Raw genomic sequence first — 22481 nt, 5'->3', positions numbered from 1 at the left:
CGACGAGCAGATGAATAGTGTCGAAATTATCGACAATACAAGAAGCCACAGACAGTGGCCTCCCTGGATGACTGAGTCAAACTAAATCATGAACACTTTCTGGCAGTACCTGTACTAAGCAGGTGTTTGTGTGGATCTTGAGGCCACCTCAGCTTTTTTAGCCTTTGAATTTTTAGCCTCTGAAAACGCCACCCAGCCCTTTAGAATGAAATGCGACACCACCAGAACACCAACCATGGATAGCAAAGTGCTGGTCGTATCTAATCTATTAGCGCCCACCAGCATGTGCCCCCAACCGATCAGTAACCAGTGAATGATGTAAAAAGCGGTGACGTTCTTACCCCAAAAATAGAAGGTATCAAGAAAGCGACCAGGCGGCACTCGGACAACTACTTGCTGACAAATAAACATCCACAACAGCACATAACCAGAAATCGTGATCAGCAAACCTGGGCCGGCACGTAAATGATGAGGCGCATGAAACTCAGGGTTTGTCCAAATGATGGCAGCGCCTATTGCCATTAACACAACAGCAAGCAACAAGGCCTTATTAAACACACCATGATGATCCTGAGATCGTTTTAACCACTGACCAAAACACATACCGGCAAGACAGTAGGTTACCCAAGGAAAGAACGGGAATACCGCACCCTGGCTGGTGTCACCCCATAACAACTTGAAGAACTCATTGCTTGCTCCCCAGTCAACAGATAGATCCCATAGATACGGAGAACCAAACATTATGAGCACTGCTGCCGCCAACCAATATCTGGCATCGGGCAAGTAGTGTCGTATCGTAATGCAAAAGGCATAAGCGAAGCCGGCAAACTGAAAAATATCACCGACAAAAAATTCACTGGTTGGCGTATATTTCCCAAGTTGCTCATAAGTTACCAGCCCCATCTGAATGGAAAGCCACATCGGCAAGGAGCTGCGCATGAAGTTAAGTAAGTAACCCAACAAGAACAAACCCAACGCCCGCTTCAATCCTGCGGATAAACTGCCCTTAGAAGCCTGCACAATCAAGCCGCCCATGACAAACACAAATACCGATGCCGAGGGCCAATCAATAAAGGCCTGTAGACCAATACCAATGCCACTTTCATGCACTTCAGAGGTACCATAAGAGTTCAATACATGGATCATGATCATAAACAGCACAGCCAAGCCACGAGCAAAATCGAAGGCCCGTACGCGGTTCTGAGAGGTATCCCTCTTCGTAGTGGGATCAGCGCTATTTTGATCGTCCATAGCTTGATGGGTAATAACTTGATGAGTCATAGTTAATTTCACTTTGTTCGTAACATTTGGGTTTATTGAATAGGAAGACAGATACGCATTTTGAGTCCCTTTTTATGCCCACAAGAGGCATCAGGCTCGCTACAGTTAACAGCTTCAATTGAACCGCTTACGGCTTCGATCTGCCTTCGGGCAAGCGCCAAACCAAGGCCAAATCCTCCGGTTTGTCCTGAGTTAGCAACGTCTGAATGATTACCCCGTCGAGACTTTTCTACTCTGAAGAAGGGTTTAAAGATGTCTTTGATATATTCAGCCGGAACACCAGGGCCTTGATCTATGACTTCCACCAGAAACTGGTCGTTGCGTCTTGATATTGCAAGGTTCACCGTGCCCCCCGCAGGGGTATACTTAAGCGCATTGCGAATAATGTTCTCGAACGCCTGAGCAAGAGCTCGGTGGCTGCTTTTTTCGAGTACAGCCTGATCAGTAAAGTGGGTAGTAATTTCGCGATCCGGGTATTCGAAGCGTGCATCTTCGACCAACAAATCTAATAACTCGATGAGGTCCACCGCTTCCTCATTCAAGCTCGGCTTTTCGTTTTCAAGCCAAGCCAAAGTCAAAGTATCTTCCACCAAATGACGCATGGTCGACGATTCCTTTTTCAGTCGCTCCATCGACTCTCCAGGGTTAATCTGGTGTTCTATGCATTCCACCGCCATATCAATACGGGCCAGCGGGGTTCTTAATTCATGGGACAAGTCAGCAATCAACTGACGTTGGGTAATGATGAGCGAGCCTATTTTTTCAGTCATACCATCAAAGGTTCCTGCCAAAGCAGCCAATTCATCGTTTCTATTACCCAAGCATGACCTCACGCGAACATCATAATTCCCCAAAGAAAACTGTCGGGTCGCTTTCTCAAGCTGCTTCAACGGTAACATCACATGGCGATACAGAATCAACGCCAAAGCAGTCAACAACAAAAATGGCAACAGAAGTTTGAGTATCCAATTGGTGTACTGAATATACGCACCTGGACGCATACGCTGAGGCAACTGAACCAACAGGTATAAGTTCTGTTCTGCGAAGGTGCCTCCTGGATAGGTAACATCCATGATCGGGTTCCATTCGAAGTAGAGATGAATCTTCCACTCTACATTTCGTCCCAAACGGAAGTTATCTCGGTATTGTTGCGGAATATGACTGTTCGCAATCGCCTCAATATCCGCTTTAATAACCCCAGCCCATGTATTCTCCCGCTGCTGCAACGCCTCTAACCATAGACCTAACGCCTGCTCACCTTGCGTTGTCAGAATGTGTTCCGCTTCAAGCCCTAGCGCCAATAACTCTTCCTGGTATTCTTGATCTATGTAACTCATTCGATGTTCGGTGCGATTGATTAATAAATCTATCGCCCAGAACAAAGCTACTGTGCCAGCCGCGATGGTCCAGCACAGTTTCCACATTAACGGTCTATTCATATTTACTTTTCTTAGAGGACTCTTGAGGCAATCAGGAACTCTTGAGTAATCGTAACTAGGTAAAGCTGTATCCCTTACCATGCACGGTAGTGAGTCGATCGGCTGGCATACCGGCATCCATTAACTTGCGACGGATTCGACTCAGGTGCATATCTAAACTTCGGTCATAGCGACTGAATTCACGCTCTAGCACCAACTGATACAAATACGGTTTGGACAACACTTCATGACGATTTTCAACCAAGATCCACAGCAGTTTGAACTGAATTGGCGTTAAGCTAATGCTCTCTCCGTCATAAGTAACCCCTTGGCGAATGCGATCCAGCATCAGTAAGTCGACGGTTTGGCAATTGGCCTGAGCCTGAGGCTTGATTAAGCCCAGTGAACGTCTAAGCAGAGCATCAATTCGCAATACCAGCTCAGTAAAATTGAAGGGCTTCGGAAGATAATCATCCGCGCCACTGGAATACCCTTGAATACGTTCTTCTTCAGCACCGCACGCCGTTAATATCATTACCGGGGTGTGTTTGCTCTTGCGCAATTTGTTCAAGACCGAAAAACCATCCATTGTAGGTAAGAGCACATCCAATAAGATCAAATCGAACTTATCACTTAAGGCGCTCAACAAACCTTGTTCACCATCATGACATTGATGCGTATTAAAGCCGCGACCTTGAAGAAGATCAGCAAGCTGATTATTTAAAGTACGATCATCTTCAATAATTAAAATTGAGGGAGCGTTTGCAGTCATCATAGTGGCCTGATTTGTCTTATTAGAATGCGTTAGTAAGTGCTATATAAGTGCTATATAAGTGCTAAGACCGGAAATGTTAATGCGAATTATTTTCATTTTCAATATTAACCGTTCAGCTTCGCCACGTACATCACAAATGAAAATGATTATTGATTTCAATTAATATTCTCACTACCATGCCCGCCATTGCCTAAAGACCAAGGGAACCCCTGAATACGTTCTAAATGCGCAAGTTCTACAGTAAAAGCAATACACCGCCACTACAGAGAGTCACATGTCCACTACTCCAGAGCTACCATCACTCGACGCTTCCGCTAGTCATGACCCACACCAGACTTCCCATGATGAAGTAGCCCAGGCGACATCAAATCCTGTATTTACGGGTCCCATTCTTAAAACCTTTTTCTATTACGTAGTGCCTTCGATCATAGGTCTGATCGCCATAACAACCGCCAATCTGGTTGATGGCGCGGTTGTAGGTAATGTCATTGGCCCTGACGCACTGGCCGCAATCTCTCTACTCATTCCTTACTTCACCTTACTGTTTGGCATTGCCTTAATGCTCGCCATCGGAGGCTCCGTCAGCGCCGGGAAATACATAGGTGAAGATAACCAACAAGCAGCTTCTTCAGTCTTTAGTAAGTCTCTGATCGTTACAGGCCTGATCGCCCTTAGTTTTGCCATCCTCAGTACATTCGGGTCTCACACCCTGTTCAGTCTTCTCGGGGCACCGGAAAACCTCTTCAATACCATGCAAAGCTATTTTGAAGTCATCACCTGGATCTTGATCCTGCAACTGGTGACCATGGTGCTTTACTATTTTGTCCGTGCCGACGGACATCCCGTGCTCGCCACCACAGCATTAGTCATAGGCGCAACTACCAACATCATTCTGGACATTGTTTTTGTTGCTTATCTGGAATGGGGGATAGCCGGTGCCGCCTACGCAACGGGCATTTCACAAGTTCTACAGCTAACGGCTCTATCTCTTTATTTCCGAAGCAAAGAACGCACTTTGTCGTTTTCATTCATTCAGCATAACTGGCGTGAAATTTTGACCAGCGCCTACAATGGTGTGTCTGAGTTCATCAATGAAATTTCGGCGGGCATCATCATATTTTTGCTCAACTGGCTGATCATCAGCCGTTTGGAGGTAGACGGTGTTGCGGCATTCTCGGTTGTTAACTATCTGATCTTTTTGAGCTTAATGCTGGCTTATGGCGTAGCAGATGCACTGCACTTATTAGTGAGCCAAAACTACGGCGCCCAGAACTTCTCAAGAATTCGTCATTTTTTATTCACGGCTTTTGCTTCCGTATTGACCATCGGGTTACTGCTGGTGACCACCCTACTGTTAGCGGGAGAAACCATTATCCAAGGCTTTTTAGACGCCGATCAGAAGCACATCAGTTCGCTGTCAGAGCAACTCATTTTATTGATCTGGCCATTGTTCTTGGTAAACGGCATTAACATCATCTTATCCTGCTATCTCACCGCAATTCACAAGCCCAATCCTTCGGCCTTAATCGCGGCCTCACGCACACTCATACTCCCGGCGCTGCTGTTGCTTAGCTTCTATTGGCTGTTTCCTGGCTGGCTATTTTTAACTGCTCTCCCCATCGCCGAATGGCTGGCGTTTCTTCTGGCACTCACACTGTGTTATCAATATCGGCCTCAAGTGCAGGCGAACGAGCAGTCATAGTGACGCACAAGAGCCAAAACAACCTCTAAGTTCAGCACTCTTCAACCTTTTACCAGAGGCATAAGTAACAATTGTAAACAGCATTGCAATTGATAAGCATTCTCATTAAAGTGGCACGAATTATTCATCTGCTCCCCCATTTCAAATAGGAAACGAGGAAACCTCATGCCCCTGTCAGCTCGCGAAATTGCAGATAACGCCTCCTTTCAAGCCTTTATGAACAGTTATTTAAAGGAGGTTGATCCTGGCGTCTGGCATCACAAAGAATGCTGGCAACAACAAACCGGACAACCCCTGTCACCTCAATGCCAACATGTTCTAGAACTTAAATTACCCCACCAGAATTTAACACTGGCTCTGGGTATCAGTTATCGCTCGATTGTAGGACGACACACCCTGATCGAAGCTCATCAAAAAGCCTTGCACCAATTTCATTGGCAGCCCCTCGATTTCTTTTCAGTGATGTTATTGTTAGTAAAAGAAATCTACGCACCGGCTTCAGGGCAAGGTCAAAACGACCTTCAAAAGACTCAAGAACTGGAGTTGCTGGCGCGCTTGATTGAAAGCCAACAAGTGATGACGCGTTATCTTGAAACCAGAAACCAAGATCAGAGATTATTCAGCAACCGCTTTATCGACTCAGAGCAATCCATTCTTTTTGGTCATTGGCTACACCCTACTCCTAAATCTCGACAAGGCATTCATGAGTGGCAACATCAGGATTACACCCCCGAACTGTGTGGCCACTTCCAACTGCATTACTTTGCGGTGGATCGCGCCTTAGTTGAACAAGGTTCAATTCTGAGTCAAAGCGCTGAAGAGATTCTTAATCAGGTTCTTTCGTCTGAGAACAGCAACACACTGCCGCAGCTAGACGAACACATGATGTTAGTCCCGACACATCCGCTCCAGGCTCAGTGGTTACTGCATCAAGCTTACATACAGGGCTATCTTGAAAGTGGCAAAATTAGAGACATTGGGCCATTAGGAGCCCGTTTTACACCGACGTCTTCGGTACGCACCCTATATTGCGAGTCTCTGGGGTTCATGATCAAGCTGTCGATCCCAGTGAAAGTCACCAACTCCATGCGCATCAATATGCACCATGAGCTGGAAGCAGGTGTTGCCGTCGCCAGCCTGTTCCGACAAACCCAGTTCAGCACTACCTATCCTAGATTCCAAACCATTGATGATCCGGCGTATCTGACCTTGAACCTACCGGAACAAGAGGAAAGTGGTTTCGAACTGATCATCCGTGAAAACCCATTCAGCGCGTGTCAGCCAGAAGTTGAACGTCAGGCCGTAGTGTCCTTAGCCGCTCTGACTCAAGACAGCCTTGATCCCGAAAAGCCATCGCGATTGGCCAGTCTTATTCACACTATCGCAGAAGAGCAACATTCGGACCTTCAACACGCCGATCTTCAGTACGTTGCTCAGGAGTGGTTCGAACAATACTGGATCAGTGCCATAGAACCCGCTATTCGCCTCTATGATGAACACGGTATTGCTCTCGAAGCGCATCAGCAGAACTCGCTTCTGGATGTTACCCACGGCTACCCATCACGCTACTTCTTCCGCGATAACCAAGGTTTCTATCTCTCCAAAAGCCATAAAGAATCGCTGATCGCCATGGAACCAATTCTGGCGAAGACCGACGATCTGTTCTATGACGACGACATGATCATCAATCGCTTCAGTTATTACTTAATAGCTAACCAATTGTTCTCCGTGATCAGCCGCCTGGGCAATGACCAGTTGTTGCCAGAGCAGCAGACCCTGACACGCTGTGTTGAACTGCTAACGGAGTTAAAGCCCGCGCTCTCAGCTCAAGGAAAACGCCTGGTTGAAGTGATCCTCTGTCAACAAGACATCGCCTTCAAAGGTAATCTGTTAACACGGATTCACGATGTAGATGAACTTCAGTCCGATCAAGAACTGGCGGTCTATACCAAAATCAGAAATCCATTCCGCGACATTGCGCTGTCCAAGCACATGACTGCTACAGACACGGCTCATCCCAATGCCTCGTCAGAGACACCGAACAAAGTAAGTCATAATCAAGCGTTCGCCGAGAATGGGTTACAAGCACTGATTTCTGCCTCGAAAAAAGCCGCATTAGCCAAAGATCAACTAGCCAAAGATTTAGAAAGGGTGCCGTGTGAGTCCGTTTGATACACAGATCCCGAGCCATCCCCCTATGCGCCTTGAATCAAAACCAGAAACGACGCTTCTTGTGGAACGTCGTATTCTTAAGCAATTGTTCGAAGCGCTGTTATTCGAGCAAGTCATCGAGCACCACTATGACCAGCCGTTTTTTTACTTCACGCTGGGGAAAACGCAATACCAGGTTGAAGGTTACGTTGCGGGCTATAGCCGCATTCGCTTAAACCCGAGCAGTCTATACAGACGACTCGATGGAGTACTTCAGCCAGTTCAACTCAATGACGTGATTGAAGAACTCCCCACCACCGCAGCCATCAAAGACAAGCTGACCGAGCAATTGCAGCAAACCCAACTCTTGTGCCAATGGAATGCGGATCACCTGATGAAACTCAGCTCCCGCTATGGTCTGGACTATCTCGATCTCGAATCGCAATTGGACGAAGGCCACCCGTACCACCCATGTTTTAAGGCACGCACCGGCTTTTCTTTGGAAGACCACCAGCGCTATGGCCCGGAATGCGCCCAGCCGATTCAATTGCACTGGTTAGCAGTCAAACGAACACACATTCAGCAGAGCTTGCCAAGCGCTGTGTCAGATCAATCAGACCTGGCCTTTTGGCAACAGGAAGTAGGGGCAGAAGCTTGGTCAGACCTTGAGCAAGCCATGCAAGCAGCCAAACTTTCATGGCAAGACTACACACTGCTTCCAATCCACCCTTGGCAATGGCAACGCTTTCAGCACAATCATCTCAGACCGGCACTTGAGAATGCAGAGCTTGTCTATCTTGGTGCCGCAGGTGATCACTACCAAGCCACTATTTCAGTGCGCACTTTGATCAACATCACGCATCCGGAAAAAGCGCACATTAAACTGCCGCTGAGCATGATCAACACATCGTCACTGCGTAAACTGGAACCTCATTCGGTATGCACCGCGCCAGCTATTTCACATTGGCTAAAACAGGTGGTCAGAAACGACGATTTCTATCTGACCCATCCGATGATTTTGCTGGATGAATACGCCGGTATCTTGATCCCGGAAAATAACGATGACCATGCCTGGCAAACTCAGTTACGAGGCCAATTAGGTGTTATCTTCCGTGAAAGTATTGATCCTTACTTGCATATCGGACAACAGGCCATGCCATTTACCGCCCTGTATGCGGAAGAAACCACAGGCCAACCTTTCATTCAGCCAATCATTCAACAATATGGTCTAGAAACCTGGCTGATCCAGCTGATTGATGTCACCGTGATTCCGGTGTGGCATCTGTTGGTCAAACACGGTTTAGCGGTTGAAGCGCATGGCCAAAATATGGTGTTAATTCATCAGGATGGCTGGCCTAGCGCCGTGGTGTTAAGAGACTTCCATGAGAGTGTGGAATACGTCGACGATTATCTGGCCAATCCCGAGCTCAAACCTGATTTCGACCAAATCAACCCCTGCTATCAAAATGCCCCGGATAACCTCTATTACTGGATGGAATCGGTCGAAGCATTGCGCGAACTGATCATAGATACCCTCTTCGTATTTAACTTATCCGAATTGGCCTGTGTTTTGGAACGCCACTTTGATTATTCCGAAGCCCGCTTCTGGGACACCATCTATCAACGTCTGCAGGAGTACGCTCAACAAGGGCACTGCAGCCAGGCACGACTGGATCGCATGCCAATTAATCAACCGACCATTTACACCGAGTCCTTAATCAAGAAAAAGTTGGCAGATATCGAAGCCGATCATTTTCACCATCAGATCGCTAACCCTTTTGCTAACAAGCCTGCTCTGACGGTTTAATTCCTATAGGTAAAGACATGTTTTTTATTAACGATGATTTCTTCGATCAAACGTACGTGACCACTCAACATCAATCGTTCGAAGCGCTCCATTTGAAGGCATCTTCCAGAATTGCCGTCTGCCTGGAAGACAATGCACAGTGGTTAGCGCTGTGTTTATACCTCAAATCGATCAACGCCTCAGTGATGCCGATTCATCCGGCCATGCCGAAAGATACTGCGCTGCGTATGGCAAAGAAAGCCGGTTGCCACACACTGTTTTTCCACAGTTTGAATCCATCAGAAGCGATAGCTATAGAAACAGGCAGTGTACACCACGAAGAAAATCAACCCGGTGTGCTGATTCAGATGAGCTCCGGAACCACCGGCGAACCCAAATGCATTGATCGCAGCTGGGCGTCCATCGATCGTGAAATTGAAAGCTACCTTTCCGTGTTCACCTTGCCCAATGAGATGACTCCTCTGATCGCCTGCCCGGTGACCCATTCTTACGGTTTGATCTGTGGCGTGTTGGTGGCCCTAGCTCGCGGTAAAACCCCGAAAGTCATTACCAACATCAACCCGAAATACCTGGTAAAAACGATTCAGGCGGCAGACAAGCCGTTGCTCTATACCTCACCCACCATGTTGCAAGGGGTATTACGTTTACTGCCCAAAGAGCAAAAATTACACGCAGCGATGTCGTCGGGCACGATTCTGCCAAAACATACCTTTGATCAGTTCTCACCTCGTATCGAGCACTTCTTCCAACAATACGGTTGTTCAGAAGCCGGCTGTATCGCCATTAATCAGCGCATGACGTCGGCCATCGAAGTGGGGACACCACTGCCACATTTAACGGTAACCGCTGGCGCCAACAGTGATCAGCCTGCAGAGGTGGTGGTAACCACCGAAGCGGGCCATCAGATTCACACCAACGATCTCGGCTATCTCAATGAACAGGACGATGGTCAGAACATGCTGAGCTTTGTCTCTCGCCTTGATGACACCATCATAGTGGCTGGCCTTAACGTCTATCCGCAAGAAGTGGAAGACATCGTTCTCACAAACCCCGAGATACAGGATGCGGTCATTTTCAAAGTGGAAGACAAATACGCCGGACAGCGCGTAGGCCTGCAGTTCACGGCACAGCAACATCTTGAACCGTCTGAACTTAGAGCCTGGTGTCAGGCCAACCTCGCCAGCTTCCAGATTCCTCAGTACTTCGATCAGGTGGAACAGATCGAGCGTCTGGCCAATGGTAAGGTCAATCGCAAGCACATCGCTCGAGTCTTCCAGGAAGCACAAGCACAAAAAGCCGAGGCCAGGGCGAAGCAGCCACCGAAACCCGAGCTAAAACAAGAGCCCAAACAAGAGCTCAAGCAAACAGCCACTCAACCGGCGTAACCGTTACAAAACAGGTACCCCGTCACCAAAAGAACGGGGGCCGACATGCTGATCCTAGCTACTTTAGCGTCAGCATTAAAAACCAGCACGCACCCAATGATAGCAATGACAAATGTCTGATCAGGACGCCCAAATGAATACAGTACCAACACTGACCAAAGCTCAGATCATTCACGCGATTTATGACGTGCTCAATGAGCACATGATGATTCCGCAAATTGATGCCTTTCACGAAGACGCCCTGCTCAATCAGGATTTATACCTCGATTCGGTATTGGTCTTGGAGCTAATCCTGAATCTGGAAACCGAACTTGGTCTCGATATCCCCGACGACGCCCTGACCAAAGACGACTTTGAAACCGTTGCAAATCTTGCTGACTTTTTACTTGCCAAGAAGCATCAGGATGACACCGAAGCGGCAACGTCAGAAACATCAACAGCGATGTCCGAACCATCAACTATGGTTGCACAAACGGCTGTGCAAGACGCATCGTCTGACGAGTCCGAAGAAGAGCTGGACATCAAAGTCCATTGCTTTGTAAGTTGCATTTGCGACATTCTGAAACCAAGCCCGCTGGTGGACCATCGTCCGTTTTACTTCGGGGTCTGGGACGCCGAAATCGTGATCAACGATCAACATCAGTTGGATTACCACTCAGACACCATCAATCATGACAACTTCCGTCATTGGTACAAAGCCTTGTATTCGGTGGACGTCGAGCCTTGGTACGATGCGTCACAAAGTAAAGAAGCCAACATAAACACCTTACTGTCGCTGCTTGACACCAAAAGCGATCTCCAACGAGTGATGGTGATGATTGATATGTACCGCTTACCGGAGCGTGAAAACAAGTTCAATCAGAACCCTTTCCCGCATTATGTGATGCTGGAAAAGACCGAAGATCCGGACGAATGGATGATGCTCGATCCCGATTTCCGTTGGGAAGGCCGTTTGCCGAAAGATAAGATTTTGCACGCCATTGCATCACCGGCAGTGGCCGGAGGCTATTTGTTCGACAGTCAGCAAATAAAGCCATCGTCCAACACCGCCATTCGTGACTATTACCTCGACAGCTTCAACCCGGATCACAACCCGATGACTGATGCGGCTCGACAGGTGGTGCAACATCATCAAGCCAGTGGTCGCTTTGACGCCTTACCCGATGCCTTAAAGCAACTGCCAGTACTGGCCATTCGTAAATACGCCTACGAGCATGGTCTTGCGTTCTTCTACCTCGCGCTTGGTTACGACCTCGGCGCAGAACACGACAACGAGTTTGAAGACCTGTGTGTCGTCATTGAGCAGCTGGTCGAGAGCTATAAGCTGGTGCAATACCGGGCGATGAAACTGGCCAAAGCCGAGACCTTTGGTGATCAAGAACAACAACTGCTGGATGAAATTCAAACCATTCTGGATGAACAGGACGCCCGCGAGTTTCAGGTCAAAAGCCGTCTTAACCAGCTGTTTGAACAATGGTGTCAGTGCACCTTCAATGTCGATACCTTCAATGTCGACAGCCAAACTGGCCATGCGGTATCAGCAAACACGGATCAATCGGAGGCGGAGCCTGCATGAAACTGTCAATCTGCACCATCTCGTTCCGACATCAGTTAGTATCCATCGATCAACTGGTGCAATGGGCGCAAGCCAACCATTTCCAAAGCATCGAGCTTTGGGGGGTGCATGCCAAGAACCTTGCCGAACAACCGAGCTACAATAAAGAGTGGCTGGCCGGATTCGGGCTCACCACCTCGATGATCAGTGATTACCTGCCGCTGCAAGGCCCGGAAACCGACGCCTTCAACAAAGTTCAGCAACTCTGCTTACTGGCAAAACACTGGGGTGCCACCAAATTGCGCACCTTTGCCAGCAACAAAGGCAGCCAGGACGTCACCGTTCAGGAACGAGCAGACATCACCCGCCGCATGAAAGACATCTGCCAATGGACGGCGCAACACGGTATCACTCTGATTGTCGAGACCCACCCCGGCACCCTGGCCGATTCCATGGCATCAACACTGCAACTACTGGAAGAAGTGAATCAACCCAACCTCAAAATCAACTTTGATGTGTTGCACGTGTGGGAATCCGGTGAAGACCCGATCGATGGTTTCAATGTTCTGAAACCCCACATCGAACACTTTCATCTCAAAAACATCAGCTCGGCCGACTTATTAAGTGTCTTCTCACCCCCCAACGTTTATTCGGCATCCGGCAGCCGCGAAGGGCTGGTACCACTGTTTGAAGGAGCAGTCGATTACTCACGCTTTTTGAATTACCTAAGAGAATACGCCGATGCTAAATTCCTAAACATGGATGCCTCACTGGAATGGTTTGGCGATCACTGTAAGAAAGTCCTCAGTGAAGACCGCTATAAGATTCAGCAACTCTTTCAACAATGTGACTTTTCAACGAGTCATGTAAGTTAAGAAGCCTCTGCATACGTCATCCAATGAATACGTCATCCAAGTTCAACAACTCGTACATGCTTCCCTACTACGGTTTCTACAAATGTGAAAACAATCGTCAAGCGGCCGTGTTTGCTTGACCGAGTGCCTATATTGAACTAGAAATAGGAGGTTCCATTCAGTTTTTTACACTCTGATTTTTATACAGTTTTTGACGTTTCAGCCTATAAATTAAGACATCTCTTAACAACAGAAAACGTCTTTGCTGCCTTTAAATGGATATTAAGTAATGACCGATTTTTTAAAACCGGAAGGTAGTAATCTTGTCGCAAAAAGCAGCAAAGGCACAGAATACGTAGTCAGTAGGTTGGTCTACCGGGGCGCACTCTCCGAACCCTATACTCTGGAAATAGACTTGTATGCGCAGGAAACCGATGCATCATCTTGGCTGGGTCAGGAATTCAACTGCAATTACTACGATACCTTAGGCACTTCCAGAGACGCTGAAAGAGAGTTTCACGGTGTCGTCACCGAAGCGCAAATCCTGTCAGCCGGTGAATCTCAACGTTACTTGCTGCATCGCCTGACCTTAAAGCCTTGGTTTGCCTTACTCGAATTCAATTGTGGCAATCGGGTCTTTCAGGAAAAATCCACCGAAGACATAGTCACCAGCATCTTCAGCGACCTAGGCTTCAAGGGCAAATACTCGACCGGCTCCTTGCCTTCCACTAAACGCGCCTATTGCCTGCAATTTGAAGAAAATGATCAAGATTATGTCGAGCGCTTACTCGCCGAAGAAGGCATTCATTACTACTTTGAACAAGACAGCAGCAGCCATAAACTGGTATTGCATGACGCCTCCCTGCCATTTGATACGTCCGGTAAGATTAGCCTCGACCACAAGCTTACCGCCACGCAAAGCAATGAAATTCTGCTAAGCTGGCAACCCAAGTTTCAGTTCCATACCTCAGGTGTAGAACTGTCCAATTACGATTACAGCAAAACCAAGCTGACCACCAGTAAAACCAAAACCAGTAAACATAATATTTCCAACAGCTCCAAGTTAACCCAGTCGCACTTTCCAACCCCCAGTGTCTCAGGGCTGATGGACGATCTTGCGAGCCGCTTGGTGAAATCCCGGTTGGCTCAGGCAGAACGCAATTACCAGCTGATTGACGCAGAAACCAACAGTGTTGAGCTGGTGCCGGGCCGTTATGTATCAGTGAATTCGCACCCCGATAAAAGCCAACAAGGCGATTACCTGATCACCGAAGTCGAGCAAGTATTTTTCGTCGATAGTTCCAGCGCGTTTAGCTATCAGGGCCGCTTTACCTGTGTCCCTAAAGACAACGGCCATTACCCGGAATCGATTCCAAAACCAAAAGTGCAAGGCATGCAAAGTGCGGTGGTCGCAGGCAAAAAAGAAGACGAACCGGCCAGCGATGACCAAGGCAGAATACGCATCAAATTCCATTGGGATACCGATGCTGAAGGCGATAAAACCAGTTGCTGGGTACGGGTAGCTCAGTCTATGGCCGGTAATGGCTACGGTCTTCAATTCATTCCCCGCGCCGAACAAGAAGTATTGGTCAGTTTTATTGATGGCGACCCCGACCAGCCAGTAGTGACCGGCACGGTCTACAACAGCAAACATGCGCCGCCGTATAAAACCACCGACACCACACAATCGGGGATCAAAACCCAGTTGGCTGGTAAATCCAACGAAATACGCTTTGATGATAAGAAAGACAACGAACAGCTGTATTTTCATGCCGCCAAAGACATGCTCACGGAAGTGGAAAACGATGCCACGAAAACCGTGACCGGCGAACAAAAGACCACCGTCACCAAAGACGTATCGCTCACCACAGAAAAGAACTACACCCTGACCACCACAGAGAACATTAACCAAACCACCAAAAAGAATTTCACCCTGACCGCTACCGATGACATCAGCGAGAAAGGTAAAAACATTACATTGGAAGCCGACACCCAGATCCAATTGAAAGTGGGTGACAGTAAGATCACCATCACCAGTTCTTCGATCAAAATTGAAAGCACTAACATTACGGTGGACGCCAGCAGTGCTCTCAAGAACTCTGCTATGAACATTACCAACAGCGCTAGCTCGGCCTTTAAAGCCAGTGGTACGACCCTAGCCCTGGACGGTTCCGGCAGCGCAGAGCTCACCAGTAAGGGCTCAGTGAAGCTAGATTCTAAAGCCTCGTTAACGGCACAGGGGGCAATGAGTGCCGAACTGAAATCCAACCTCAAAGCGTCACTCTCCGGCAGTGTTATGTCGGAAGTCAAAGGGGCCATTGTTAAGATCAATTAAAGGCCCCCTATTAACGTCAGATGCTACTAATCAGGTAGAAATACGAGCTAAGTAATGTATAAAAAAATTCCGTTAGACCAGTCCTTAAGCATTCTGCAGCGCTATGACGTCAGTGAAGACTGTCTGGCGCTCATTAATGGCACCATGCCACCCGCTGAAGTCATTGATCAGTTACAAAGCGCCAAACTCGACAATGATCTGGTTCAGTTCTTGTGCCATGCCTTACCGGTCAGAGAAGTCATTTGGTGGGCCTGTCTGGCATTGGAACTTCGACAGCAGGATTGGACACCTCAACAAGCCAACGCCATTACCTGTGCCAAAGGTTGGGTAAAAGAACCAGACGAAGCCCATCGTCGTCAGGCGGAACATATCGTCAATAAAATTGGTCACGATTGTGCCCCGGGTTGGTTGGCACAAGCAGTGTTTTGGAATGGCAGTGGCAGCATCACCGATGTCGGAAAACCGGCAGTGATGCCACCGGAAAATCTTTACGCCAAAGCAGCGGCTGGAGCGATCAATATGGCCTCCGTAATGCCTGCCTGGGATGGCAGCAACGAGTATTACCAGAAAGTCATTAAAATCGGATTAGACCTGGCCAATGGCGGCTCGGGGAATATCCATTAAACGTATTCAGAGGTTATTAAACCTTAATCCTGTAACTTAAATTATTTATTACCTGAATAGGAAGGAAATCACTTATGGGTACACCCGCATCACGCGTCGGCGACATGCATGTCTGCAGTATGCAAACCCCGGGCACGCCACCTATTCCTCATGTGGGCGGCCCCATCTCAGGACCAGGCATACCTACGGTGTTAATTGGCAACATGCCTGCGTCTGTAGTGGGCGATATATGTGTATGTGTCGGTCCACCTGACGCTACGGCCAAAGGCAGTGCAACCGTCCTGATCGGTAATCGTCCTTGTGTTCGGATGGGCGACACCAGTAGCCACGGCGGCTCGGTGGTAGTAGGAATGCCTACAGTGCTAGTGGGTGGTTAACGCAGGAAATTAAACACTTTGGTTTGATCCGCTGTATGAACTAATCTCTCACAGCCCATACAGCGGATCATAATGAATAACGTCTACTTAAGAATTTCAATACTACTTAATACGCGCCACTATCTTCTCAAGCTTTTCATATTCCAGCTGAAGCGCTTTACTATCACGTTGTTTGTACTGGTTTTGCTGATGCTGAGTATCCAAATTGGCTTTACGGCAAATATCACATACCGCCCTTCTGGAATAACTGATCTTTTTAACGCCATCTTTATGCTCTGAGGTTCCAAAGTGAGCAATTACCGCCAACTGATCCTCAATTTTCTTCATCTTATCTTTCAGTCGACCCAATACACCGTTGTTGTATTTAGCCGCGATCTTACTCTTATGATGACTGACGTTATCATCACCCACTTTCTTATCTTCTGTCTCAATCTTCTCAAGCATTTTGGCGCCGGTATAGGCCGTCTTACAGCCGTGGTAATTAACCTTATAGCTCTTAGGATCAACCCCGCACAGGGTCAACGCATTGATCACATTCAACAAGTATCCTTTCGCCGGACCATAGTGACCACTGCCGGTATTTAAGTGCTTGATCTTGCCATCCACCACTTCAATTTCACCGGCACACAAGACAGGTTTGCCCCCCATGTAACTGGAGTGGTATTGCCCAGTTTCCTTGTAGGTGGTGCCCGATAAGTGCGGGCCACTGTAAAAATCGCCCACCACCGACAACACATAACCGCAATGTTTGTCAGAAATGGTGTTTTTACTGCCAGTACTTTGAGTGAATTCCGAATTCATCTTCACCCATTTCGTCGAATCTTTAGAGACCCACCACTTCTTCTGATAGACCACCCCATTTTTGATCTTCAAGCGGTACATTTCGCGGTCTTTTTCTTTGTAATAGAGCGCTGATTTCTTTTGAAAGTCGACTTCGTAACCGTGATCGGTCATACCCACTGTGAAGTTATCCTGCAACCAGTTGGGAAGCTGGTTAATTGGCGTATCCAGCTGATAACTCAGCAATTTAACCACTTGAGCAAACAAGGCATTCACCCCCTTTGAACGTCGGGTATTCACTGACTCATCTTCTCGGCCGGCCAGTACCAGCCAACGATCCAGCGCATAATACAACTCAGCCATAATCAATAAAGCATCGGCGCCAAACTTAGCATCGGCGTCTTTTTCCTGAATCTTATTAATGGTGGTTAACTTGGCATCGATGAAATTCAGCAGTTTCTCATTCGATCGACTCTTTCCCGTCAATGTCACTTTCAACTTTGTACTGCTCTTAAAACTGGCCGCCGACATCAATACTTTACAAGACGAGTTCACTGTTTCTTTATTCTGAATCTTTAGTTCTGGCATCTTTAAATTCCTATTTTCATTCCTTATTAACGCCATCGCAGATCATCAACAACGGCCCTTTTCTGGAAATTCCTACCCTGTTATTTTTATTTTCATATCGAACTCATGCTCCCTTCATGCCTCTTTGGCAGCCAAGGCTACTGGTCTTCCCGAATGAGAAAAGAACATGTACAGCACGCCGAGTACCACCGATAAAATGCCAAACAACGACATAGCCAGTGGCGAGTTATTATTTAAGAACAGTAATTGCGCAATCACCGCCGGACCGGCCACATGACCAAATCGCTCAAGAAAGACATAGGTTGCAGCAATCTTCTTAACACCTTCGCGCTGTGACACCTCGGTATTATTAATGTGCGTCATCACAGGGGCAGCTAAGAGCCCATTTGAAATGCCTAAAAAGATGATCGCGGTGTACAGCACCAGAGAATTTCCGCCAATACCGAGCGCATTCGCTTGATTCGACAACCACAACAACGACTCCATCCCCGGCATCAACCCAGCGACATGAGCATCCGACTGACTAACAAAACCGACGAACACCGTCGCGACGCCACCGACAATAGCACTGCAAATCAAGACTCGGCGGGACATTCCTGGACCATCGACCAAACGGGTCACGTATTTAGTCATCACCATGCTGGCCACGTAATAAATCATTAACATCAGGCCAACGTCATCGGCTTTATAGCCCTGCCCCAGCATCACCAAAGGCACGGCAAACATCACCACACCGGCAATCGACATCTTGCCCACTATCCCGATGAGCGTCAGAGTCCGCATAAACTCAGTATCCCTAACCACAGAGACGATATTCCTGCGCAACGCTTCCCAAGGGTGTTTACTCTCCTCAGTTACTTCTTGAGCCACATTACCGGCAATGGATTCCGCCCGAGGTACCAGATTCCACAGGTACGCAATGGACAATAAGCTGACCACTGACGCCATCAGGAAGATCATCCGATAATCGATGTAGGCGTACAGCAAGGCGCCAATGGCGGTACCAGCAATGAGCGCAGAGTTCCGGCCCACCACTTTCACCGCATGGCCTCGACTGCGCTGGCTTTTCGGCGTAATCACCATCACATAGGATTGCAGACCAATCAGGAACAGCCCCTGTCCGATGCCCGAGAAGATTCGCGCCAAGGCCACAATCCAGTAATCATCACTGAGGAAGATCAGCATCATGCCAATGAATTCGGCCAGAAAACCGACGGTCATCAGTTTCTTCAGGTTGCCTCGTTCTGCGTATTGACCGGCGGGGATCAGCACCAAGGCAAAAAACAGGTAGTACAAGGTGAATGGCATGGACGCCGTCGCAAAACTGGAGCCACTAGTGGCGGCCATGTCCGCGATCAGTTTGGGTAAGAAAGGCACGAATAGCGCATTGACCAGCACCACCATAAAATACGCCGGTTGCACTAGGTTTAAACCAATCTCAAAGCTGATACTGCCTTCCTTGTCTTCAGCCCCTGTGGACGCGTTACTATCAGTATTAGGATGAGAAGCTGCGTTCTGGGCGCGTTTATCCAATAATTCAATCAAAGACGTGCCGGCATTGAGGAAGATCCACGCCAACAAGGCACAGGCAATGAACAATACTATGAAGGCCTTGGTACTGGATAAGATGGTGCGAATCAGTACATCCGTTGGGATATTAACCGCCACCCGAAACTTTATGTTTTCACCCTGTTCGCGACCCAGGTCATTAACGTATTCGTAGCAGTCTTCCAATACCTGATAGGGCTTACCCACTTGAGAGGGATCAGTATGCGCCAAGTTAGTATCACCTTTGATTAAGGCAATAGCTTCAATGGTTCGGTTACCGGATTTATATTTATCGAGCATTCGATCGATGCCCGCCAAGTCTTCAAGATGAACACCGACATCACGCACCGACGTCAGCCGCTGCACCATGGAATCGGTCATCGCCCGCGTGGTGGCATTAGCACCATGCTCATACACGTTGTATACGGTTTTACTGATTACCAACGACAAAGCCATGTAGCAAACCACATACGTGATTTTGAGTACCCGCAACCGACTTGAAGAGCTGGCAGTTCTCAGCTCATAAATGGCGATCACCACCAAATAGAGCAGTGTCAGGCCAATTACCGCCTGAAACGGCAAGGCAAATTGCCTATCCAGTTCAGACACCAAAAGCGTCTTGTCAGCTTCAATCTGAACTTCCCCCACAGGGCCAAACTTACTGGTGAGCTGCTGTGAAATCAGATAACTACGTTCAGTTTCCAAACTCTGAAATGCCGGAAAATCAAACTCAATCGGGTTAGCCCGATACTCGTCCAGATTCGGTTTAACATCTTCCTGTTTCGTTCCGTCTTTGGACTCAAAAAAGATGATCGCGCCATTTTGATCGATCACACGAATGTTAAGAATACTGTCATCGGACTTCATCAGCGTTGAAGCAAGGGTGCGAAACCCGGAAAACTGACTGACTGGAAGTCCGGCATTCAGATAGCTGTCAAAGCCGTTTTTAACAATTTCACTTTGCGCCGACATTTTGTTCAATTGAAACGGCAAATACTTCAACTTTGCTTCGTTGTAACCAATATAAGTCAACAGCATCAACGTGCTGAATACGATCACTAACATCGGTACGCAATACCGAATGTTTCTTAAACGCTTGATCATAAATTGAATCCACTACCTACCATAATCACTACTACTATCACTACGTACCCTGGTGTCTACTCTCGAAGGGTATGAGCCCGACGTGGGTTCAGGGTGAGTTATCGTTATTACTGGATGTATCAGAGGTTTTGGCCAAATGACCGAACCAACTCACCCCGATAGCCATACACAAAATCCGCGCCTTCCAAGAAGGTAAACGGCACTTTTAAATCCAACTCCCTGGCCACTAAAAAATTCAGAGCAATATCCGGAGGAGTAACCACCCCCACTTCCAGACTCCCAGGATCAACGCCATCTCGCAAAATACGTAACGCATACACTGCCGCCAAGTGCGCGTTATTTCTGCGATCAATACCAATGGCGACGGCCGCACTTTGACGCCCTTCTCTCACCGCATTGGGGTTAGTTGATACAATGGGAATGCCATTGGATAACTCACTGACCATATCCAGGTTGGAGAAAATGGCGGTGCTGCTGGTCATCCACATCAAGCTGTGTTTTAACGTTGGATCAAGTTTTTCCAGTGTTCTCACCGTTTCAGGTAAGCCTTCGGATAACTGTGCTCTGGCCTCTTCTCTGCTGTTCACCGTGACATCGATCACCCGAATGCCTTGTGCTTCCATTGCTCGGCGAAACGGCAATACCTCGGTCTTCACCACTTGTGTGTGATTCTTGTTGTAAAGCAAGGCCACATGTTTCAACTCTGGATTCAATTCGAACAAATAATTCAGTTGTATATCGATGGGCACATTCAGTGTTGTGGTTGCGATGTTGGTGCCTGTGCCTTCTTTATACGAGCTAACCTGACCTAAGGTCACCGGGTCTTTATTGATGGATGTTACGACGGGCAAGGGGCCGTTTTTATAATAACGATGCACCAACGCCGCCGCTTCCGACCCCATGGTGAAGACCAGATCAAAGCCTCGTTGCTGAGCATCGTTCAATAATTGTCGACCAACAATCTCGTCACGATTAATGTTGATGACTTCAAACTCGGACAGAAACCGTTCTTGATGAAACACCTCAAGCAATCGGTTCATCGCCAACTTATAACTGCCGGATTTTTTGGCCACAACCACCAGAATTTTATGCAAATCATCACTCGGCGATTGCCCTTTGGGGGTAACCAAGAGCTTGGAGGAATCCATGATGTCGAAGCTTGATCGCCAGTGCTTATGATTAACCTCTGAAAACGTCAACCAACTTATATCCCGATCTGCCGCCTGCACGGATACCGTTATGCTGCATAACGCAAGGCTAACGAGTAGCGCACTGACACTCTGCCTGCAGGCTCTGAGCATGATGTTTAGAACAACCCAATTACTCACTACATTGATTCCTGTGTTTGTTTAAACCCAATTCATGACTAACCGACAGATCCAGATCAGCCAGTCGTTGACTCAGATAGCGTTGATAGAATGTTGGCAGTCCACTGCCTTGGATCATGGACAAAAAGCCATCAATCAAAGGCTGCTCCGAAGCCCAATTCAACGTCGGTAATGTTCCATGGCAAGTCACATGCATCACCACGAAAAAGGCGTACCAATCAAGATCCGGTGTAACTCGAATACGCCCCTGTTTGAGTGAAGGATGTGAATACGACGGGCTAAAGCCCCGGTAAGAAAGCTGGCTCAAGTTACTACCCACCGCCATTGCATGGCCAAAGTCGATCAGCCGGACGGTGCTATCACAATCATCGCTATCACCATTACCCACACCATTCCCAACACCGCTAGCATCACCAACAGCAAGAATCAGATTATTCGGTTTGATATCGCCATGAACGATGTGCGACTTGTGGCATTCCACCAAAGCATCGACCAAGTGCATCATCACCTGCTGATGACCTTGGAAGCCCGGTCCTTTGCGTCGAATAACCGCAGCCAAGGTGTTGCCCTCAACGTAACGGGTAATCATGATCGTCTGATGCGGGGTTACTATTTTTTGAATCAACTGCGGAGCGCAAGGCTGCTGTATCTGAGCCAGAACCTCACATTCATGGTCTAGCAAATAGCGCCCGCTCTTATCGCTGCGTACCTTGATGCAATGCCACTGCTGCGAAGGTATATGCCACCAGCGCCACACCCCTTTACCGATTGGAAGTGGTAACGACTGATACTCCGCAAACGCCTCTTCATGAGCCAAACCAGTAGTCTCTGAGATCAAAGCATTACGAACCTCTATGAGTGCAGTCATG

Annotated in this window: 16 protein-coding genes; 9 read left to right on the top strand and 7 right to left on the bottom strand. The window is 47.9% G+C overall.

Features of this window, described 5'->3' with window-relative positions; genetic code table 11:
- Positions 1 to 114 precede the first annotated feature (114 nt).
- Genes ACFOEK_RS17035 through ACFOEK_RS17025 form a run of 3 tightly spaced genes read right to left on the bottom strand, consistent with a single transcriptional unit; the run spans position 115 to position 3471 of the window.
- The gene (locus ACFOEK_RS17035; protein ID WP_386722673.1) at positions 115 to 1281 is read right to left on the bottom strand and encodes a heparan-alpha-glucosaminide N-acetyltransferase domain-containing protein; all 1167 of its coding nucleotides are present in this window, start codon (positions 1279 to 1281) and stop codon (positions 115 to 117) included.
- Between the two features lie 32 nt (positions 1282 to 1313).
- Positions 1314 to 2720, bottom strand: a complete 1407-nt coding sequence (locus tag ACFOEK_RS17030) for a histidine kinase sensor domain-containing protein (RefSeq protein WP_386722672.1) — start codon at positions 2718 to 2720, stop codon at positions 1314 to 1316.
- A gap of 55 nt (positions 2721 to 2775) precedes the next feature.
- Positions 2776 to 3471, bottom strand: coding sequence for a response regulator transcription factor (locus ACFOEK_RS17025; protein WP_386722671.1), 696 nt, complete (start codon positions 3469 to 3471; stop codon positions 2776 to 2778).
- Positions 3472 to 3748: 277 nt separating this feature from the next.
- On the opposite strand from ACFOEK_RS17025, the gene ACFOEK_RS17020 reads away from it, so the two are divergent.
- From ACFOEK_RS17020 to ACFOEK_RS16980, 9 genes are all read left to right on the top strand, one after another.
- On the top strand, positions 3749 to 5176 hold the full coding sequence (locus tag ACFOEK_RS17020) for an MATE family efflux transporter (RefSeq protein ID WP_386722670.1): 1428 nt from the start codon (positions 3749 to 3751) through the stop codon (positions 5174 to 5176).
- Between the two features lie 165 nt (positions 5177 to 5341).
- Complete coding sequence (locus tag ACFOEK_RS17015) at positions 5342 to 7348, top strand: IucA/IucC family protein (RefSeq protein ID WP_386722669.1); 2007 nt, start codon at positions 5342 to 5344, stop codon at positions 7346 to 7348.
- Positions 7335 to 9134, top strand: a complete 1800-nt coding sequence (locus ACFOEK_RS17010; protein WP_386722668.1) for an IucA/IucC family protein — start codon at positions 7335 to 7337, stop codon at positions 9132 to 9134. Before ACFOEK_RS17015 ends, ACFOEK_RS17010 begins: the two co-directional genes overlap by 14 nt.
- A 17-nt stretch (positions 9135 to 9151) precedes the next feature.
- Positions 9152 to 10519 (top strand): AMP-binding protein, encoded by a 1368-nt coding sequence (locus tag ACFOEK_RS17005; RefSeq protein ID WP_386722667.1) that lies wholly within the window; start codon positions 9152 to 9154, stop codon positions 10517 to 10519.
- 133 nt (positions 10520 to 10652) lie between these two features.
- On the top strand, positions 10653 to 12095 hold the full coding sequence (locus ACFOEK_RS17000; RefSeq protein WP_386722666.1) for a DUF6005 family protein: 1443 nt from the start codon (positions 10653 to 10655) through the stop codon (positions 12093 to 12095).
- A complete protein-coding gene (locus ACFOEK_RS16995) occupies positions 12092 to 12949 on the top strand; it encodes a sugar phosphate isomerase/epimerase family protein (RefSeq protein ID WP_386722665.1) in 858 nt (285 codons plus the stop codon). Before ACFOEK_RS17000 ends, ACFOEK_RS16995 begins: the two co-directional genes overlap by 4 nt.
- A gap of 268 nt (positions 12950 to 13217) precedes the next feature.
- A complete protein-coding gene (locus ACFOEK_RS16990; RefSeq protein ID WP_386722664.1) occupies positions 13218 to 15263 on the top strand; it encodes a type VI secretion system Vgr family protein in 2046 nt (681 codons plus the stop codon).
- 54 nt (positions 15264 to 15317) lie between these two features.
- Positions 15318 to 15887, top strand: a complete 570-nt coding sequence (locus ACFOEK_RS16985) for a DUF6931 family protein (protein WP_386722663.1) — start codon at positions 15318 to 15320, stop codon at positions 15885 to 15887.
- Between the two features lie 74 nt (positions 15888 to 15961).
- Entirely contained in the window at positions 15962 to 16264 is a 303-nt protein-coding gene (locus ACFOEK_RS16980; RefSeq protein ID WP_386722662.1) for a PAAR domain-containing protein, read from the top strand.
- Positions 16265 to 16366: 102 nt separating this feature from the next.
- Here the strand turns inward: ACFOEK_RS16980 and ACFOEK_RS16975 are convergent, their stop codons facing one another.
- From ACFOEK_RS16975 to ACFOEK_RS16960, 4 genes are all read right to left on the bottom strand, one after another.
- Positions 16367 to 17632, bottom strand: a complete 1266-nt coding sequence (locus tag ACFOEK_RS16975; protein WP_386722661.1) for a hypothetical protein — start codon at positions 17630 to 17632, stop codon at positions 16367 to 16369.
- A 114-nt stretch (positions 17633 to 17746) separates the two neighbouring features.
- A complete protein-coding gene (locus ACFOEK_RS16970; RefSeq protein WP_386722660.1) occupies positions 17747 to 20284 on the bottom strand; it encodes an MFS transporter in 2538 nt (845 codons plus the stop codon).
- A 119-nt stretch (positions 20285 to 20403) separates the two neighbouring features.
- A complete protein-coding gene (locus tag ACFOEK_RS16965; RefSeq protein WP_386722659.1) occupies positions 20404 to 21612 on the bottom strand; it encodes an ABC transporter substrate binding protein in 1209 nt (402 codons plus the stop codon).
- Complete coding sequence (locus ACFOEK_RS16960; protein ID WP_386722658.1) at positions 21605 to 22480, bottom strand: protein kinase domain-containing protein; 876 nt, start codon at positions 22478 to 22480, stop codon at positions 21605 to 21607. The genes ACFOEK_RS16965 and ACFOEK_RS16960 overlap by 8 nt, the downstream gene beginning before the upstream one ends.
- Position 22481: the final 1 nt, after the last annotated feature.

This window comes from Litoribrevibacter euphylliae, from assembly GCF_042646085.1.
Classification (GTDB): domain Bacteria; phylum Pseudomonadota; class Gammaproteobacteria; order Pseudomonadales; family Litoribrevibacteraceae; genus Litoribrevibacter; species Litoribrevibacter euphylliae.
The sequence above is the reverse complement of the archived record's forward strand: the minus strand, read 5'-3'. Positions and strand labels throughout refer to the sequence as shown.

What these genes read in the sequence shown, in the direction of transcription:
- ACFOEK_RS17025 (WP_386722671.1), bottom strand. Translation starts at nt 3,471, where the DNA reads ATGACTGCAAACGCTCCCTCAATTTTAATTATTGAAGATGATCGTACT.
- ACFOEK_RS16980 (WP_386722662.1), top strand. Translation starts at nt 15,962, where the DNA reads ATGGGTACACCCGCATCACGCGTCGGCGACATGCATGTCTGCAGTATG.
- ACFOEK_RS16975 (WP_386722661.1), bottom strand. Translation starts at nt 17,632, where the DNA reads ATGCCAGAACTAAAGATTCAGAATAAAGAAACAGTGAACTCGTCTTGT.
- ACFOEK_RS16985 (WP_386722663.1), top strand. Translation starts at nt 15,318, where the DNA reads ATGTATAAAAAAATTCCGTTAGACCAGTCCTTAAGCATTCTGCAGCGC.
- ACFOEK_RS17030 (WP_386722672.1), bottom strand. Translation starts at nt 2,720, where the DNA reads ATGAATAGACCGTTAATGTGGAAACTGTGCTGGACCATCGCGGCTGGC.
- ACFOEK_RS17020 (WP_386722670.1), top strand. Translation starts at nt 3,749, where the DNA reads ATGTCCACTACTCCAGAGCTACCATCACTCGACGCTTCCGCTAGTCAT.
- ACFOEK_RS16970 (WP_386722660.1), bottom strand. Translation starts at nt 20,284, where the DNA reads ATGATCAAGCGTTTAAGAAACATTCGGTATTGCGTACCGATGTTAGTG.
- ACFOEK_RS17015 (WP_386722669.1), top strand. Translation starts at nt 5,342, where the DNA reads ATGCCCCTGTCAGCTCGCGAAATTGCAGATAACGCCTCCTTTCAAGCC.
- ACFOEK_RS16960 (WP_386722658.1), bottom strand. Translation starts at nt 22,480, where the DNA reads ATGACTGCACTCATAGAGGTTCGTAATGCTTTGATCTCAGAGACTACT.
- ACFOEK_RS16990 (WP_386722664.1), top strand. Translation starts at nt 13,218, where the DNA reads ATGACCGATTTTTTAAAACCGGAAGGTAGTAATCTTGTCGCAAAAAGC.
- ACFOEK_RS17005 (WP_386722667.1), top strand. Translation starts at nt 9,152, where the DNA reads ATGTTTTTTATTAACGATGATTTCTTCGATCAAACGTACGTGACCACT.
- ACFOEK_RS16995 (WP_386722665.1), top strand. Translation starts at nt 12,092, where the DNA reads ATGAAACTGTCAATCTGCACCATCTCGTTCCGACATCAGTTAGTATCC.
- ACFOEK_RS17000 (WP_386722666.1), top strand. Translation starts at nt 10,653, where the DNA reads ATGAATACAGTACCAACACTGACCAAAGCTCAGATCATTCACGCGATT.
- ACFOEK_RS17035 (WP_386722673.1), bottom strand. Translation starts at nt 1,281, where the DNA reads ATGACTCATCAAGTTATTACCCATCAAGCTATGGACGATCAAAATAGC.